The organism is Asticcacaulis benevestitus DSM 16100 = ATCC BAA-896, assembly GCF_000376105.1.
GTDB lineage: Bacteria > Pseudomonadota > Alphaproteobacteria > Caulobacterales > Caulobacteraceae > Asticcacaulis > Asticcacaulis benevestitus.
Window position 1 is genome coordinate 332,234 of the sequence record NZ_AQWM01000001.1, and the last position, 16,630, is coordinate 348,863.

The following is a 16,630-nucleotide window of genomic DNA, read 5'->3' on the forward strand; positions in this document are numbered from 1 at the left end:
GGGGAGGTTTTTTATTATAGACGTTCGAGAACCCGTGCGAGCTTGGCCAACATGGCGTCGATATCGCCAATGGTGACATCGAGGGGTGGGCGGAAGCGGATACTGTCGGTGCCGGCGCCCAGCAGGAGCAGGTTTTCGCTCTCCAGCGCCAGATCGACCAGACGGCCCTTGTTGCGTTTCTCATTGACCGTGAAGCCCTGATAGAGCCCCAAGCCACGGACATTGCTGATCAAATTCGGGAACTGCTCAACCAGTTGATTGAGACGATCGAACAGATAGCTGCCCTTGGCGGCGACGGCGTCGAGCAGGCCTTCGTCCTCAACAATCTGCCATTCCTGAACAAAGCGCACCATATCGGCCAGTGTGCCGCCCCAGGTCGAATCGAGAACGCCGATGTCTTCCATCGGGTTCAGCATATAGACGGCGCCATTGCCGAATTTCTTGGCGACGGCGATGGCCTGCGGTGGATAGGGCACATCGAACAGATCGATCGAGAAGACAGCGCCGGTCTGGCCACCGGAGGTTTGCACTTCATCAAGCCCCCAGCCAACATCGTACTGATGGCAGAGTTTCGACAGGCCTTGATAGAAACGCGGCAAGGCGAGGCGATGGCCGCCAGCACCTTGCAGGGGCTCCAGAATAACGCCGGCGATCTCATTCGGATGCTCGCGCATGAAGGCTTCGATCAGGGTCAGGCAGCGGTCGGCCTCGCGCTCATTCTCAGCGGTCGAGCGGCGCGCGTCATATTCCGGGAACGGCACCTGAAGATTGCCGCTGATGATGCCGCGGAAATCCTTGGTGGCGACGGGATCGTGCGACAGTTCGGTAATGTTCAGCGCGAAGACCGTGCGGCCGTGGAAGGCTTGCTCGAAATAGATGAAACGGCTGTTCCTGACGGTGTTGCCCTTGGCCTGCTGCTTGTGATTATGCAGGTTGATGAGGTATTTCATCATGTTTTCGACCGCTTCAGCGCCCGAATTGACGGCGTAGACCTCGACATGCTGATCGCGCATGCAGACAGGCGCGAGGCGATGCAGCAAACGGTAATAGGCCAGGCACTGTGGTGTCAGAAAGTCAGGATTGGCCATCTTGTTGTTGGCCGCCAGCACCAGTTCGCGCACATAGTCCGGCTCGAAAAGGCGCGGATGATTATAGCCGATCAACTTTGAGCCATAGAGGCCGCACCAGTCGATGATCTTGTCGCCATCCACCGTTGCCAGTGTCATGCCCTGGCTGTTGGCCAGATCGACCACAAACGGGTACGGTTCGGCAATGACGTACTTGCCGAGTTCTTCTAGCATGGAGGCGCTTTGGGCTTTGGGATAGGCGGGGGGCGTGTGACTGTTCATGAAACTATTTTTAACGCATTCAGGACAAATTAAAAGTAAATTCAATCAAATTGGTTTGAAGTTTGCGCAAATTGATGGCGGCAGGATACAAAAAGAGCGCATCTTTAAGGATGCGCTCTTGCTCTGCTATGTCAGGCGATTGTTGCGGCTTGCGTTTTCCAGCTAGGAAAACTGACGGTTTCAAGCGGTGGCACCTTGCTGGCATCGGCCAGTTCGAGGATCAGGGGCACGATCTCATTGGGGTGCGGCAGGCTCTGCGGATCTTCGCCGGGATAGGCCGAAGCGCGCATCCGGGTGCGCATAGCGCCGGGGGATAAAATCGCAGCGCGAATAGGCGTGATCTCAACCTCATCCGCCCAGGCGCGTACCAGGGTTTCCATCGCTGCCTTCGTGGCGCCATAAGGCCCCCAGAAAGCGCGGCCAGCCGTCACGCTTTCGCTGGTGGTAAAGAAGATGGCGCGGCCGGCGGTCGATTGGCGCAACAGTGGCTCCAGCGCTCGCAACAAACGCCAAGTGGCCGACAGGTTAACGGTGACGATCTTGTCGAAATCCTTGGGCTCATGGTGCGTGACCGGAGACAAGGTGCCGGAAATAGCGGCGGCATGGACCACGGCATCGATGCGACCGAAGCGCTCAAACAGCACGGCACTCAGGCGATCGAAAGCATCGCCATCGGTGATATCGAAAGGTATCAAGGTCGCGTGCTGACCGGTGGCGGCGAAAATTTCGTCGTCGAGTTCTTCAAGACCGGCCTTGGAACGCGCGCAGGCAATAACCTGTGCGCCAGCTTTAGCCAGCCCTAGTGCGCAGGCACGACCAATGCCGCGTGAGGCCCCGGTGATCAGAGCGATACGGCCGGCTTGTGAAGTCATGGGAGTGTTCCATAAAAATATGACGCGCTTTTCATTTTAAAAGCGCGTCATACCTGTAGCGGATATCAGTGGCTGTTGGCCAGCAGCGAAAGCTGCGCGCCGGCGTTTTCACCCTCGGCCTGCGCGCCTTCACGGTCGGTCAGGCGGGTAGGGTATTCACCGGTGAAATAGTGATCGGTGAATTGCGGCTGCGCGTTGTTGCGGCCATTGTGGCCCATGGCCTTGTAAAGACCATCGACCGACAGGAAGCCGAGGCTGTCGCATTCCAGCTTCTGACGCATTTCTTCCAGTGTGTGATTGGCGGCCAGCAGCTTTTCACGGTCCGGCATGTCGATGCCGTAGAAATCAGGCCACATGATGGGCGGTGAGGCGGAACGCAGGTGGACTTCCTTGGCGCCGGCGGCGCGGACCATGCGCACGATCTTGACCGATGTGGTGCCGCGCACGATCGAATCGTCGATCAGGATGACCTTCTTGCCTTCGAGCACGACGCGGTTGGGCGCGTGCTTCTTGCGTACGCCCAGGTCGCGGATGCCTTGCGTCGGCTGGATAAATGTGCGGCCGACATAATGGTTGCGGATGATGCCGAGTTCAAACGGCAGGCCCGATTGTTCGGCAAAACCGAGCGCGGCGGGCACGCCCGAATCCGGCACCGGTACGACGATATCGGCGTCGGCGGGGTGCTCAACGGCAAGCTGGCGGCCCATGCGCTTGCGCACATCGTAGATCGACTTGCCGTTCACGACGCTGTCGGGGCGGGCGAAATAGATATATTCAAACAGGCAGGGACGGGCGGATTTGACACCGAAAGGCTTGAACGAGGTCAGGCCGGTTTCATCGATCTGGACCACTTCGCCGTGCTCGACGTCGCGCACGAAGGTGGCGCCGATCATATCAAGCGCGCAGGTTTCGGAAGCGAAGACGTAGGATTCGCCAAGCTTGCCAATAACCAGCGGACGGATGCCGAGCGGATCACGCGCGCCGATCAGCATACTCTTGGTCAGGGCCACCAGCGCGAAGCCGCCTTCGATGTGACGCAGGGCGTCCATGAAGCGATCGATGATCTTGAGCGAGCGCGAACGGGCGATCAGATGCAAAATGACCTCCGAATCGGAGGTCGACTGGAAGATGGAACCTTCGCTGACCAGTTTGGTGCGCAGGTGCATGAAATTGGTGAGGTTGCCGTTGTGGGCGATGGCGATGCCACCGTCATCCAGATCGGCAAACATCGGCTGGATGTTGCGGATGAAGGCGCCGCCCGCTGTAGAATAACGTGTGTGGCCGATGGCGGCGCGGCCTTTGAGGCGGCTGACGATCTCGGGCTGGGTGAAGACATCACCCACAAGGCCGTGTTCGCGTTCGGTATAGAAGCGCTTGCCATCGCAGGAAGCGATGCCGCAGGCCTCTTCGCCGCGGTGTTGCAGGGCGTGCATGCCCAGAACCGTAATGGCGCTGGCGTCATCGATGCCGTAAACGCCGAACACGCCGCATTCGAGGCGGGGGCGGTCGTCTTCAGAATCGCGCAGATGGGCTTGGGGATCGGTGAGAGCAGACAGTTCAAGCTGAGACAACAGCATGGAATCTCTTTTCTAAAAACGCAGTGACCGTCCGCAGGGGGAGACCGGAGGGTCAGATTACTTCTGGTTTTCAACCACCCGATTGGCCGCGCTCGTACCCGTGGGGACGAAGGCCTGGATGATTTTGGCGCATTTGACACTCAACGGGTAGATCTTCGCGCCGCGGAACCAGTTGGGTTGCCGGTCAATAGGCGTGACCAGCGAAAAAAGCAAATGGAATACGCCCAAAACGACCAGTGTACGGAAGATTCCGATGCCGACGCCCAGAACGCGATCGAAGGTATTGAGCGCCGTCTGTTTCTGCACCTTGTCCGAGAGCGCATGGCCCAGGTAGCGGACGCCGAAATAGATCATCAGGAAAATGATGAAGGCGCCGAGGTACGCGGTTATGGTGTCGAGATGGAAGGTTTTGGCGAGAAGGGGTTGAGACATAAAGGAAATGAACATCGCCAGAAAGAAGGAGATCAGGTTGACCAACTCCTTGGTGGCGCCGCGCACGGCACCTGCGAAACACGATATGGCCAGCAGGGCCAGAAAGATGAAATCGTAGGCTTCCATGTTATCCCCCATATGTGATGGCCGCCGCCATTTTCCAGTCCTATGCGCGTTTTTAATAAAAACGCGAACGATCGCCATGTCTATAAACGACTGGAACTGGCTTATTCATAGCATCGGCAGGCTGCGTTAACAATATAGCTTAACTCTGAACATCAGGCGGTCTGGGGGAAAAGTCCGGTCACGGCATCGACGAGGGTGGTATAACCGCGCACCTGAACAGGCGCATTTTCGGCAACCGATTGGGCGGTGACGGCACTGGAAAAGCCCAGTTTCAGCGCTTCCTTAAGGCGTCCTTCAGCGCGGGAGACCGAGCGAATATCACCGGACAGGCTGATCTCGCCAAACACCACGCAATCGCGCGGCAAGGGCTGGTCGGTCAAGGCCGAAACAAGCGCCAGAGCGGCGCAGAGATCTCCGGCCGGCTCGGAAATGCGCAAGCCACCGGCGACATTGAGATAAACATCTTTTTGGCCGAAGCCGACGCCGCAGCGTGATTCCAGCACGGCCAGGATCATGGCCAACCGACCCGAATCCCAGCCGACGACGGCGCGGCGTGGCGTGCCGTAAGCCGAGGGCGCCACCAGGGCCTGAACCTCGATCAACACGGGCCGCGAGCCTTCGATTCCGGCGAAAACCGCCGAGCCCGAAGCGCGTTCGTGACCATCGCCGAGGAACAGAGCGGAAGGATTGGGCACTTCGCGCAGGCCGGCATCGCCCATCTCGAACACGCCGATCTCATCGGTGGCGCCGAAACGGTTCTTGGTGCCGCGCAGGATGCGGAACGGATAGCCGCGCTCTCCTTCAAACGACAGGACGGCATCGACCATGTGCTCGACCACACGCGGACCGGCGATCTGGCCTTCCTTGGTGACGTGGCCGACCATAATAATGGAGGTCGATTGCTTCTTGGCCAGCCGCACCAGTTCGCCGGCACAGGCGCGCACCTGTGATACCGAACCTTGCGCGGCCTCGACCGCATCTGACCAGAGAGTCTGGATGGAATCAATAATGACCAGATCGAACTTTTCGCGTTTCAGCGATTCCAGGATGGTGCGCAGGGCGGTTTCGGCGGCCAGATTAACCGGCGCCTTGGAAAGTCCCATGCGTGAGGCGCGGCCACGGATCTGCTCAACGGCTTCTTCACCGGAAATATAGGCCACTTTCAGGTTTTTTAGCGCGGCATTGGCGGCGACCTGCAACAGAAGGGTCGATTTGCCAACGCCGGGATCCCCGGCAATCAGGATAGCCGAACCCGGTACGACACCACCGCCACACACGCGATCGAATTCCTCGATCCCTGTCACCATGCGCACAGGTATGGCGTCTTCGCTTTCAAGCGTTTCAAATTGCAGCTTGTTCAGGCGTGAGATTTTGCCGGCGGCTTCCGGCTTTAGCCCGCCCGGTGGCGCGCTAAAAGCTTCCTGCACCAAGGTATTCCACTGGCCGCAGCCGCTGCACTGACCCGCCCATTTGTTATGGACGTTGCCGCAGGACTGACAGACATAGATGGCGGAATCGCGGGCCATGACACACTCATATGAAGTTATTTGTTCTTCATATGTTCTTGTTTATTGGTCTTGTCAAGACTTACTGAAACCCTATTGGAGGCCTGAAAATTTTCTGATTTGCGGTTCAAGGGCTTTAGGAAAAATATTATCAATAGTTTCAGGGTGTGCAGCAATGTCGGATATTGAAAGAAAATCTGTAATTTCGAATCTAAGACCGTCAATTGCTGCCAAACGCACCGCACCTTGGTCAAGGAGATTACCGTCCGAATTCACCTTTACCCAAAGATAATACTTTGGATAAGCAATCCCGCTTTGCGTGGGACCATCTCTCAATAGTGTATATGTTACTTTTACTTCGCGTGATTTTAAATCGGTGAAATATTTATTCAAATCGCGTTGTAGGTAAGTCTCAAAATTTTCGTTCGATGGAATATTTTCGATTAGGTTTGATTCGCTCTGGGCATGTGCATAACTTGGCCCAAGTAACGTTGTTACTGCCACCATGATCAGAGTCGCAAATTTCATTAAAATTCTCCGATTGCAGATAGCTAGTGTGTTGCTGCTAAAAAAAGCACCAGACTATTCGTAGTTGCTCTCATATAAATGGCTACTGGCCAGGTTTCCGAAGCGCACGGTGTTGGCGTCGAAGGAGACGCGGACGGTGCCGATCGGGCCGTGGCGCTGCTTGCCGATAATGACTTCGGCGACGTTACGCGTACGATCCATGTCTTCCTGCCAGGTCAGGTGTTCCGGTGTGCCTTCGCGGGGTTCGGCGCGGCCAAGGTAATAGCTTTCACGATAAACGAACATCACGATATCGGCGTCCTGCTCGATTGAGCCTGATTCACGCAGGTCGGAGAGTTGCGGTCGTTTATCGTCGCGGCTTTCGACCTGACGTGACAACTGGGAGAGGGCGATGACCGGGATGGCCAGTTCCTTAGCCAGGGTTTTCAGGCCCATGGTGATGGTAGAAACTTCCTGCACGCGGTTCATGGTGGAATCACCGATGGTGACGAGCTGGAGGTAGTCGACGATCAGGCAATCAAGCCCGGAGGTGCGCTTCAGGCGGCGGGCGCGGGCGGTCAGCTTAGCGAGCGTGATGCCGCCGGTGTCATCGATATAAAGCGGGCACGCGCTGATCTCCATGGCGGCCTCCTTGATCTGCATGAACTCGCCGGGATTGATCTCGCCTTTACGGATCTTGTCGGAGGGCACGCCGGACGCATCGGACAGCAGACGACCGGCCAACTGATCGGCGGACATTTCGAGCGAGTAGAAAGCAACGACGCCGCCGCGCACGGTTTTGCGCGTACCGTCCGGTTGCGGCTCGTAGGCGTAATTCTTGGCGATATTCATGGCGATGTTGGTGGCCAAGGCGGTTTTCCCCATCGAGGGGCGTCCGGCCAGGATGATTAGGTCGGACTTGTGCAGACCGCCGATCTGCTTGTCGAGATCGGTCAGGCCTGTGGAAACACCGGCAAGACCGCCATCGCGGTGGAAAGCTTCTTCGGCGTGATTGAGTGCGCCGGCGACGGCATCGGAGAAACTGACGAAGCCGGTCGAGGAGCTGCCGGATTCCGCCATCGAAAACAGCTGCGATTCAGCGGCTTCAATCTGTTCGCGGGCATCCTGCTCACCAATGGCCGACTTGGCGATTTCGCCTCCGAGACGGATTAGTTCACGGCGCAGGGCCAGATCGTAGATGACGCGGGCGTAGTCATTGGCATTGGCAGCTGGCGGGGCACGATCGACCAGATCGGCGAAATAGCGAATGCCGCCGAGGTCCTGGAAGGCCTGGTCTGCCTTGAATTTATCCAGCAAAACAATCGGTTCCGCCAGGTGGCCGACGCGGATCTGCTCTTCGATCACAGCAAAAAGGCGCTGGTGGAAAGGCTCATAAAAGTGGCGTGGTTGCAGGCCGTCGTACAGTCGCTCATACGCGCCATTGTCGAACAGCAGGCAGCCCAACAGGGCCTGTTCCGCTTCAAGGTTGTGCGGAATGGTGGAGGGCGCTTCGGAAGCGGCGTGGGGTGGGGAAAGGGTATCTAGCATGGTGGGCATTAAGAGAGTTAAGACAGGAAAGGCAAGGGCTGTCCCGGCAGATTCTCCGGCCGCCAACAGCTATCCACTTAAGGCCTTTTCACAGCCTGTGAACTATGGGGATAGAATCTTGTCATGATAGCATGAAAAACCCCTCGCAGGCGAATTCTGCGAGGGGAATTTAGCTGCCGAAATCTCAACACTCTCTGTCATGATTTCGGGTGAAGGGGCTGTGGCCTTTCTACCAGGTTTGGCTGAGTTTGGCGTAGAGATAGCGGCCGTTGAAGCCGAACGGTGAGAAGCGGGTGAAGGCCAGCGCGCCAACACCGTTGCCGCTGGTGACGTTCAGGTCAGCTCGGGTCTTGTTCGGATATTCATCGAAGAGATTGTCCGCACCCAGCGTGACCGTGGTGCCAGTGCCGAAGCGATAGCTGGCCGACAGGTCAACAAGGGTATGGTCGCCGGAATGAATATCCTTGGCGATGTCGGCATTGGGGTCGATGACATCACCATAATAGGTGGCGCGGCCATTGACGATCCATTGCCCCTTCGTCCAGTCGACGGCAAGCGTCGCCTTGTCTTCAGGCGACGAGTTGGTCAGGATGACCTGACGCACGCGGGCGAAGAGAACCGGTTGCGGATTAAGCGGCGAATTATCGAGCGTGTTCAGGCTGTCGATCTCGGTCTCGTTGTGGTTATAGGCCAGCGAGATATTGAAACGTCCGAAATCGGTTGGCAGGCGATAATTGGCGACCAGATCGACGCCATTGGTCGTGGTGGCGGCGCCATTTATAAAGAAGCGCGCGGCAGAGACACCATAAGGCGCCAATAGTGTAGCGACCTGAGGGGAGAAGCCCTTGGAGATATTCTCCGACAACAGTACGCGATCTTCGATCTTGATGCTGTAGGCATCGAGTGTCACTTCAAACGGACCGCTGTGCCAGACGCCGCCCAGGGTGTAGTTGGTCGATTTTTCCGCCTTCAAAGGCTCGGCGCCCAAAGCGATGGCGACATTGCTGGTAGCCGGGAAGGTGCCCGTTTCAACAATCTTGCCGACGCTGCCGCTGGTATCGAGAACGCTGGCGGTCGAGGTGAAGTATTGCTGTGCCAGGGAGGGCGCGCGGAAGCCGGTGGAGACCGATCCGCGAACGGCAAAACTGTCGGTCAGCTTGTAACGGGCCGCCAGCTTGCCGGAGAGATTATCGCCGAAATCGGAGTAGTTTTCAGCGCGGATGGCGGCGTCGAAGCTGAAGCGATCAGTGATGTCGGCCGCGACATCGGCATAGACGCCGATATTGTTGCGGTCTTCATTGACGACATTGCTGGGCTGGAAGCCGCCGAAGCCTTGCGCGCCGGCCGATTTGGTTGTGAGCGGGCCAAGCGCATAGGATTGCACGTCGCCGGCCTTGATTTCATAGGTTTCCTGGCGTGCTTCGAGACCAAGCGCGAGGGTCAGCGGACTGGCCCAGCCAGAGATGGCAAACGGACGGCTGATATCCGCATTGAAAACGGTCTGGGCGTACTTTAGTTGGCCATCGTAGAAATCACGTTGCGAGGCAGCGCCGTAGGATGGGTTGATGCTGTTGAGCGTGTAATAGTCGAGCTTGTTGCCGCCCGCGCTCAAGGAAAAATCGCTGGTCCATTCACCGAGATTGCCACGTACGCCGACTGCGGCTGAATAGTCGCTGGATTGCGCGTTAATGACCGGCAGGAAACCGAAGGGGTAGACCTCGGATACATTGCCGGAAGCATCGGCATGGCGGAAGAAGGCCGCGCTCTTGGAGTCGAGGTCGGATAGGCTGGCATTGCCATAAAGCGTCCAGTTGTCATCCAGCGGTTTGCCGGCGTTGACGAAGAAACTGTAGCTTGATTGTGCCGGATCGCCATAGCGGCTGGTGACGACGGCCGGGGAGACAAGGGCGTCGATATCGCCGCGCGAGGTTGGATTGCGACGGCGGGTTTCGCCGGAAATCGTCAGGAAGCCATCGGAGCCGAGCGGCAGACCGACCCAGCCGGAAACATTGGTCGTGGCGCCATCGGAGGCGTGGCGTGATGAGTTGGCGGCCTTGATCTCGGTATCGTATTTGCCGTAGGAAACGCTCAGCCCGCCGCCGTGGTTGGCTTCGCGCAGGTGCAGGTTGATGACGCCGGCGATAGCGTCAGAGCCATATTGCGCCGAGGCGCCATCGCGCAGAACTTCGAGACGGTCAAGCGCGGCCTCCGGAATGGCGTTGAGGTCGACCGCGGAGGATCCGCGACCGGTGGCGCCATTGACATTGACCAGAGCCGAACTGTGGCGACGCTTGCCATTCACCAGAACGAGGGTCTGGTCGGGCGACAGGCCGCGCAAGGACGCCGGGCGGACATTATCAGTGCCATCAACGCCGGCAGGGCGCGGGAAGTTCAGGCTGGGCGTTACGCGCGACAGGCCTTGCGCCAGTTCGGTTGTGCCCTGAGCGGCCAGGCTGGCGGCGGTAATCACGTCGACCGGCGCCAGTGTATCGAGGCGGGAGCGCTTGCTGGCGCGCTGGCCGGTGACGACGACCTGTGTGGGCTCATCCGCGGCGGCAGCCGGCTCGGCGTCCTGGGCGAAGGTCTGAGTGGTCAAAACGGCCGAGAGTGACAAGACAAGAGCGGTCGTTACATAGAGACGTTTGGACATGCTGGACTCCTTTTCGTGTCTGAGGCGAAATTTTCGGCTCAGTCTTCATGTGCTGAGACACAATTGGTCCCAATGCTGACATATTTAAAGGGGAGTGCAGCGCAATATATGGTGAGGTTATGAATTAGAAAAACTAATCTATTTTATGAGATTTTAAGCTGTGAAGTTGAAATAAATAATTTATATCAATGCCTTGTAAGGCTTTGAGTGGCTAAAGATGTAAGCATGGGTGTGAATCTCTAATGAGTTCATCCGCCTGTAAGTGTGGCGCCACATTCGATGCAAGTCTAAAGCAGGCAAGAAAAAACCCCCAAAGACTAGGTCTTCGAGGGTTCTAAACTTTGAAGTCATAAGGACCGAAGTCTTTAAGCTTACGCCGTTTGCAGGTTAGTCGCCGAGGACTTACCCTTTTCGGTCGTCACTTCGTAGCTGATCTTTTGGTTTTCGTTCAGCGTGCGCAGACCAGCGCGTTCAACGGCCGAAATGTGGACGAACACGTCCGCACCGCCCGTATCGGGTTGAATGAAACCAAAGCCTTTAGTGGGGTTGAACCACTTAACCGTACCAGTTGCCATGATGGCCTCCGTTTAGTAATCGCACCTCGGGTGCATGAAGTACGCATGGAATTACGCGAACTTTAAATCCGAAAAGAGTGCGTCTTGGGAGCATGCCAAAAAGGCGGTCGTGCAAGTCAAACTTGAATCTCGAATGACCTGAACATACCTCTTTTCTAAGTAAAAGCAAGGCTGATCGAATTCAAGCTATAAACTGACTGTGATCGCCCTGTTACCAGGCAAAGAAAAACCCTCGCGGCTCAAGCCAGCGAGGGTTGATCTTGTATGCCTGCACCAAACATCTTGCGACGTTTGGTTTCAGCGCCTTACGCTTCGTAAGGTGCGTTCTGCATGGCTTCACCAGCGCCGCCTTCGAGCATATCGGCAGCGGCTTCTTCAGCAGCAACGCGATCTTCTTCGAATTGGGAAGCGATGATGTTTTCGCCGGAAGCCTGACGATCGGCTTCGTCCTGCGAGCGTGCCACGTTGACCGTGATGGTCAGCGAGACTTCTGCGTGCAGGCGCACGGTGATGTTGTGCAGGCCGAGCGTCTTGATTGGCGTATTCAGAACGATCTGATTGCGTTCAACCTTGGCACCGGCTTCGGCAACGGCATCAGCGACGTCACGGGCATTGACCGAGCCGTAAAGCTGACCTGAGTCACCCGCCTGGCGGATGATGACATAGGTCGTGCCGTCAAGTTCAGAACCGGCCTTTTCGGCGGCGGCCTTGTTGGCGGCGTTACGGGCGACGATCTGATCCTTCTGGGCCTCGAAGACCTTCAGGTTGGCAGAGGTGGCGCGCAGGGCCTTGTGGCGCGGCAGCAGGAAGTTACGGGCAAAGCCGTCCTTCACGCCAACAACGTCACCGATGGAGCCGAGATTTTCGACTCGTTCTAACAAAACTACTTTCATGGTTCCTGCTCCTTACTTAACAACGTAGGGCAGCAGGGCCAGGAAGCGGGCGCGCTTGATGGCCTTGGCCAGTTCGCGTTGCTTCTTTTGGCTGACAGCCGTGATGCGCGAAGGCACGATCTTGCCGCGTTCCGAGATGTAACGTTGCAGGAGCTTGACGTCCTTATAGTCGATCTTCGGTGAACCAGCACCGGAGAACGGGCACACCTTGCGGCGGCGGAAGAAAGGACGACGGGCGGGACCGTTGCCGACGGGGGCGCCGGGGGCGGTGGAGGTGGTTGCTTCTTCAGACATCTGGTGCTCCCTTATTCTGCGAAGTCAGGCGTGCGTTCGCCACGTTCCGGACGATCGGAACGCTCAGGGCGGTCACGACGCGACAGGACGGGGGACAGTTCGAGGTCGAGCTCTTCGACGCGGACGGTCAGGAAGCGGATGACATCTTCGTTGATCGAGAGCTGGCGTTCCATTTCCTTGACGGCCGGGGCCGGTGCGTCGATGGCCAGCAAGGAGTAGTGCGCCTTGCGGTTCTTCTTGACGCGGTAGGTCAGGTTGCGCAGACCCCAATATTCGATCTTGGCGATGTGTCCACCACCTTCTTCGATCAGGTTCTTGATGATGTCGTTGAGAGCTTCCGCCTGTTGAGGCGAAATATCTTGCCGTGCGAGCACGGTGTGTTCGTAAAAGGCCATTGATATCCTCTTCCGGTAATGAAGGGTGGCGCAGCTTTGAGCGGAAGTCTCAAGGCTTTGATGGATCAGGCACAGCACAATGCTGGCTGACCACCCTTCGGGGGAGCGCTCTCATAAACGAGGATTGTAAAAAAGGCAATAGGGGTTGGGAAAAGCGCCGTTTCGGCTCTATTTCATCGCCTTAACAGCCGTCAACAGCGTGCTGACATGCGTCGCGGCGTCGCCATCGTCATGCACGAAAGCAACCTTGCCGTCAGTCCCGATAATGTAGGAAATGCGGTTCGACATATTCATGGCGCCCATCTTGGCGTCATAGGCGCTGGTCACCTTTGCCTTGGTGTCGGAGCCGACGGGGAACTTGCCCTGGCAGCTTTCCTTCGAAAACTTTTGCAATGTGGTGATATCGTCGGTCGAAATGCCGATCACCGAAACATTATGCGCCTGGAATTCAGGAATGGCTTCGGAGAACTGGTGCGCTTCCAGCGAGCAGCCGCCGGTAAAGGCCTTGGGGTAGAAATAAACGACAACCGGGCCTTTTTTAAGCGCGTCCTTGATCGAGAAGGTGCTGACGACGCCATCGGTGGCGGCGGGCAGATGGAACGCCGGTGCCTTATCACCCACCTTGAGAGCGGCGAAGGCGGGGGAGGCGAGGACAAGGCCAAGGGCGGCAAGGCCGAGAGCGATTTTTTTCATGAGCGTATCTCCTGTTGCGTGGACGTTATGCTTTATACGTTCGCATCACAAGAGTAGTTACAATCAGTATGGCGGATTATGTTGCAGCATAAACTCGACCATGGTTTCTACGGCCTGAATGCGGGTTGGCTCTCGCGACATCCAGTGATCTTCCTGCTTCAGCTGGATCAGATCGACGGATTTTCCGGCTTTTTTCATGGCATCGTACATGCGGGAGCTTTGATCATAGGGGACAACTGTATCATCCTTACCGTGGATCAGCAGTACCGGGACGGCTATGGCGTCAACATGTTTGATAGGCGAGATGTTATTCCAGCCACTTTCATCGCCAAGATAGCGGTTCCAGTACCGCATGCCGTAACCATCGCCATCGAAGCCGTTGCGTTCACGATAATAGTTCATGAAGGCCTTGATATCAGATATGCCAGCTAAAGAAACGGCGCAGTTATAGACGCCTAGATCAAGAGTGACGCCGGCCAAGGCTGCGTAGCCTCCATAGGAACCGCCGAAAATTGAGACCTTTGCCGGATCGACCATTCCTTTTGCAACAAGGTCACGCACGCCATCCGACAGATCGGTTTGCATCTTGCGTCCATATTCACCATAACCATGTGCCGTGTAATCCCGTCCGTAGCCGCTGGAGCCGCGATAATCCGGCTGCATCACGGCGTAGCCTCGGGAAGCCAGCGCCTGAGACAGGAAGTCAAATGAACCATCTTCGTTCGATTCTGGACCGCCATGCGGCAGGACCACGAGCGCTAGGTTTTTTGCATCACGATCCACAGGCAAGGTAAGCCACGATGGTATTTCAAGGCCGTCAGCGGCTTTGTAACTGTAGTGTTTTTTCTCAGAAACCCATTCCGGCGGCAGGTCTGGGTAGGCCTGGCCAATTTCCTTATAGCCACCTTTGCGGAAATCGATGGCGTAATAGGTGCCGGAGTTGCCTTCGCCTTCAACAAAGATGAGCACGTGCAGCGGGTCTTCTGATGTACTCATCAGATAGGCGCGTATGTCGCCGACCGCTTTCTTGACCAGTTTAGGCAACTGTGCCATGACCGGATCATAGAAAGTGTAATTGCCAATACCGGCTGTATTGGTAAAGCCTGCCAGCGCAAAGGTGGTTGGATGGAATATCGGGCTGTTGACATTGCCGTTGATATCCAGTGGCGTACTGATAACCCCTTCGGGACTCAGCTCGACATAGCTGTTTTGTAGCTCTCCGCTTCGCATATAAAGCAGGACCGAGCGTCCGTCACGACCCAAGCCACATAAAGTCGGCGTGTCGAGATCCATCTTGACCTCATATATGATCTTCCAGCCTTTTTCCGACTTGTAACGTAATGTCCAGAGGTGGGTGTCGTCATCATATTCCGAACGCGCGATGACTTTTCCATCCGGGGCGACAACCCAGTCCTCGATATCTTTTGAATCCTCATCCAGGCGGCGAGACCGAGAACTGCCGGGATCAAAAGCAAACAGGCATTTGTTGAGACTGGCCGAAAATGTCGCAGCGCTACCTTGTGAGCCCGACATGTTGATGGCATCTGGCGCCTTGTATCCAGCCGCCGTCATGAAATATTTTCCATCCATTTTGACGCGGTAAAAGCTGCCAAAAACCTGGGCATAGTTGACGCCGCTGACGTACGAATACATCTGCATGCGCTTGTTGGCGTGAACGTCCAGCATAAGGCCGAACCATTCTTCAAAAATTCTGCCTGCATCCTTCCGCGTGACGGAGGTCACGACAAGCATGCGATCGTTATCTGCCCACATCAGATCGCGTATCTTGTCGCTCTCAATCGTAGCGGCGGCTGTTTTGCCAGTCAGCAGATTAACATCATAGATGACAAGCCCTTGCGGTTTGTTCATGACCAGAGCGACACGGGATCCATCAGGAGAGAGTGCCACCTTGCTGACCAGTGGTAATTTGCCATAGATGTTAAGCGGAGGGGGCATTGGATCGCCTTCAGCAGCCAAGGCTATGGCCGGAAAACCGCCTCCGAGAATAACCCGCGTGGCGGTGGCGGTGCCGAGTGCTGTCAACAGGTTGCGGCGTGAAAATGTAGTGCTCGTCATGATTGCCCCCCGGCATGAATTGGCTTATTTCGCCTGTTCTCTATTTGAATAAGAATATGTGCAAGGCTGACGTCACGCAAGAGTTTAAAAGCATGATTTGTTACTTTAAGATTGTAACGTGGCGCTTGCTCTCATTGCAGCTTTGTCCTAACGAAGGCGCGCATTTAATGACACGAAAGACCAGATTTCCATGACATTAGCATTTGTTTTTCCGGGGCAGGGATCTCAGGCAGTCGGTATGGGCGCTGAACTTTTTGAAACCTTCGCCACAGCGCGTGATGTGTTCAACGAGGTCGATGAAGCGCTGGGCCAGAAGCTGTTCGCCATCATGCGTGATGGTCCGGAAGACCAGTTGACCCTGACCGAAAACGCTCAGCCGGCCATTATGGCCGTTTCGGTGGCGGTATCGCGCGTTCTGGAAAAAGACTTCGACATCAGTTGTACGGCGGCGAAATATGTCGCGGGTCATAGCCTTGGCGAATATTCAGCCCACGCCGCGGCGGGCACCTTTTCGCTGGCGGATACGGCGCGTTTACTAAGGCTGCGCGGTCAGGCCATGCAACGCGCCACGCCGTTGGGCGTGGGCGCTATGGCGGCCCTGATCGGCAAGGCCGACCTGGCGCTGGCCGAAGCCGCGTGCGAAGCCGGTTCTGCGGCGGGCGTGGTCGTTATCGCCAATGATAACAATGCCGGTCAGATCGTTATTTCCGGCGTTAAGCAGGCGGTAGAACTGGCGGTTGAAAAAGCCAAGGAACTGGGTGCCAAGGGCATGTTGCTCAATGTGTCGGCGCCCTTCCATTCGCCTTTGATGGCACCGGCCGCCGAAGAAATGCGCGACGCGCTGTCCAAGGTGACCATCCATCAGCCAGCCTCGATTTTGGTGGCGAATGTCACCGCCGCGCCGGTCACCGCAACATTACAGATCGCCGATCTTTTGGTGAAGCAGGTCACTGGGCGCGTGCGCTGGCGTGAGTCGGTGCAATGGCTGGCAGGTGAGGGGGGCGTGACCACTTTCGCCGAACTGGGCGCTGGCAAGGTGCTGACAGGCATGTCCAAGCGCATCGCGCCGGAGGCGGTTTCGGTAGCCCTGAATGGTGCAGCCGATTTTGACGCTTTTGCCGCTTCGCTCAAGGCCTAA

15 protein-coding genes are annotated in these 16,630 nt (G+C 56.7%); 1 reads left to right on the forward strand and 14 read right to left on the reverse strand.

Features of this window, described 5'->3' with window-relative positions; all coding sequences use genetic code 11:
* Positions 1-14 precede the first annotated feature (14 nt).
* The 14 genes from B060_RS0101680 to B060_RS23720 form a co-directional block, all read right to left on the reverse strand.
* Positions 15-1,349: an aminotransferase class III-fold pyridoxal phosphate-dependent enzyme gene (locus B060_RS0101680; protein WP_018080013.1), complete on the reverse strand. Its 1,335-nt coding sequence runs from the start codon at positions 1,347-1,349 to the stop codon at positions 15-17.
* A 131-nt stretch (positions 1,350-1,480) separates the two neighbouring features.
* Positions 1,481-2,221, reverse strand: a complete 741-nt coding sequence (locus B060_RS0101685) for an SDR family NAD(P)-dependent oxidoreductase (protein ID WP_018080014.1) — start codon at positions 2,219-2,221, stop codon at positions 1,481-1,483.
* 65 nt (positions 2,222-2,286) lie between these two features.
* Positions 2,287-3,798, reverse strand: coding sequence for an amidophosphoribosyltransferase (gene purF, locus B060_RS0101690; RefSeq protein WP_018080015.1), 1,512 nt, complete (start codon positions 3,796-3,798; stop codon positions 2,287-2,289).
* Between the two features lie 57 nt (positions 3,799-3,855).
* Positions 3,856-4,356, reverse strand: a complete 501-nt coding sequence (locus B060_RS0101695; protein WP_018080016.1) for a CvpA family protein — start codon at positions 4,354-4,356, stop codon at positions 3,856-3,858.
* Positions 4,357-4,508: 152 nt separating this feature from the next.
* Entirely contained in the window at positions 4,509-5,882 is a 1,374-nt protein-coding gene (gene radA / locus B060_RS0101700) for a DNA repair protein RadA (RefSeq protein WP_018080017.1), read from the reverse strand.
* Between the two features lie 72 nt (positions 5,883-5,954).
* Positions 5,955-6,389 carry a hypothetical protein gene (locus B060_RS27055; RefSeq protein WP_155847544.1) on the reverse strand — a complete coding sequence of 145 codons (435 nt, stop codon included), beginning with the start codon at positions 6,387-6,389 and terminating at the stop codon, positions 5,955-5,957.
* A gap of 54 nt (positions 6,390-6,443) precedes the next feature.
* Positions 6,444-7,916: a replicative DNA helicase gene (locus tag B060_RS0101710; RefSeq protein WP_051081007.1), complete on the reverse strand. Its 1,473-nt coding sequence runs from the start codon at positions 7,914-7,916 to the stop codon at positions 6,444-6,446.
* 229 nt (positions 7,917-8,145) lie between these two features.
* Positions 8,146-10,566, reverse strand: coding sequence for a TonB-dependent receptor plug domain-containing protein (locus B060_RS0101715; RefSeq protein ID WP_018080020.1), 2,421 nt, complete (start codon positions 10,564-10,566; stop codon positions 8,146-8,148).
* 371 nt (positions 10,567-10,937) lie between these two features.
* A complete protein-coding gene (locus B060_RS0101720; RefSeq protein ID WP_018080021.1) occupies positions 10,938-11,141 on the reverse strand; it encodes a cold-shock protein in 204 nt (67 codons plus the stop codon).
* Between the two features lie 305 nt (positions 11,142-11,446).
* Positions 11,447-12,034: a 50S ribosomal protein L9 gene (gene rplI / locus B060_RS0101725; RefSeq protein ID WP_018080022.1), complete on the reverse strand. Its 588-nt coding sequence runs from the start codon at positions 12,032-12,034 to the stop codon at positions 11,447-11,449.
* A gap of 12 nt (positions 12,035-12,046) precedes the next feature.
* Positions 12,047-12,328: a 30S ribosomal protein S18 gene (gene rpsR / locus B060_RS0101730; RefSeq protein ID WP_018080023.1), complete on the reverse strand. Its 282-nt coding sequence runs from the start codon at positions 12,326-12,328 to the stop codon at positions 12,047-12,049.
* Between the two features lie 11 nt (positions 12,329-12,339).
* The gene (gene rpsF / locus B060_RS0101735; RefSeq protein ID WP_018080024.1) at positions 12,340-12,723 is read right to left on the reverse strand and encodes a 30S ribosomal protein S6; all 384 of its coding nucleotides are present in this window, start codon (positions 12,721-12,723) and stop codon (positions 12,340-12,342) included.
* Between the two features lie 168 nt (positions 12,724-12,891).
* A complete protein-coding gene (locus B060_RS0101740; RefSeq protein ID WP_018080025.1) occupies positions 12,892-13,416 on the reverse strand; it encodes a peroxiredoxin in 525 nt (174 codons plus the stop codon).
* 63 nt (positions 13,417-13,479) lie between these two features.
* Entirely contained in the window at positions 13,480-15,492 is a 2,013-nt protein-coding gene (locus B060_RS23720) for an alpha/beta hydrolase family protein (RefSeq protein ID WP_018080026.1), read from the reverse strand.
* Between the two features lie 190 nt (positions 15,493-15,682).
* Between B060_RS23720 and fabD the strand changes: the two genes are divergently transcribed.
* Entirely contained in the window at positions 15,683-16,630 is a 948-nt protein-coding gene (gene fabD, locus B060_RS0101750; protein WP_026172508.1) for an ACP S-malonyltransferase, read from the forward strand.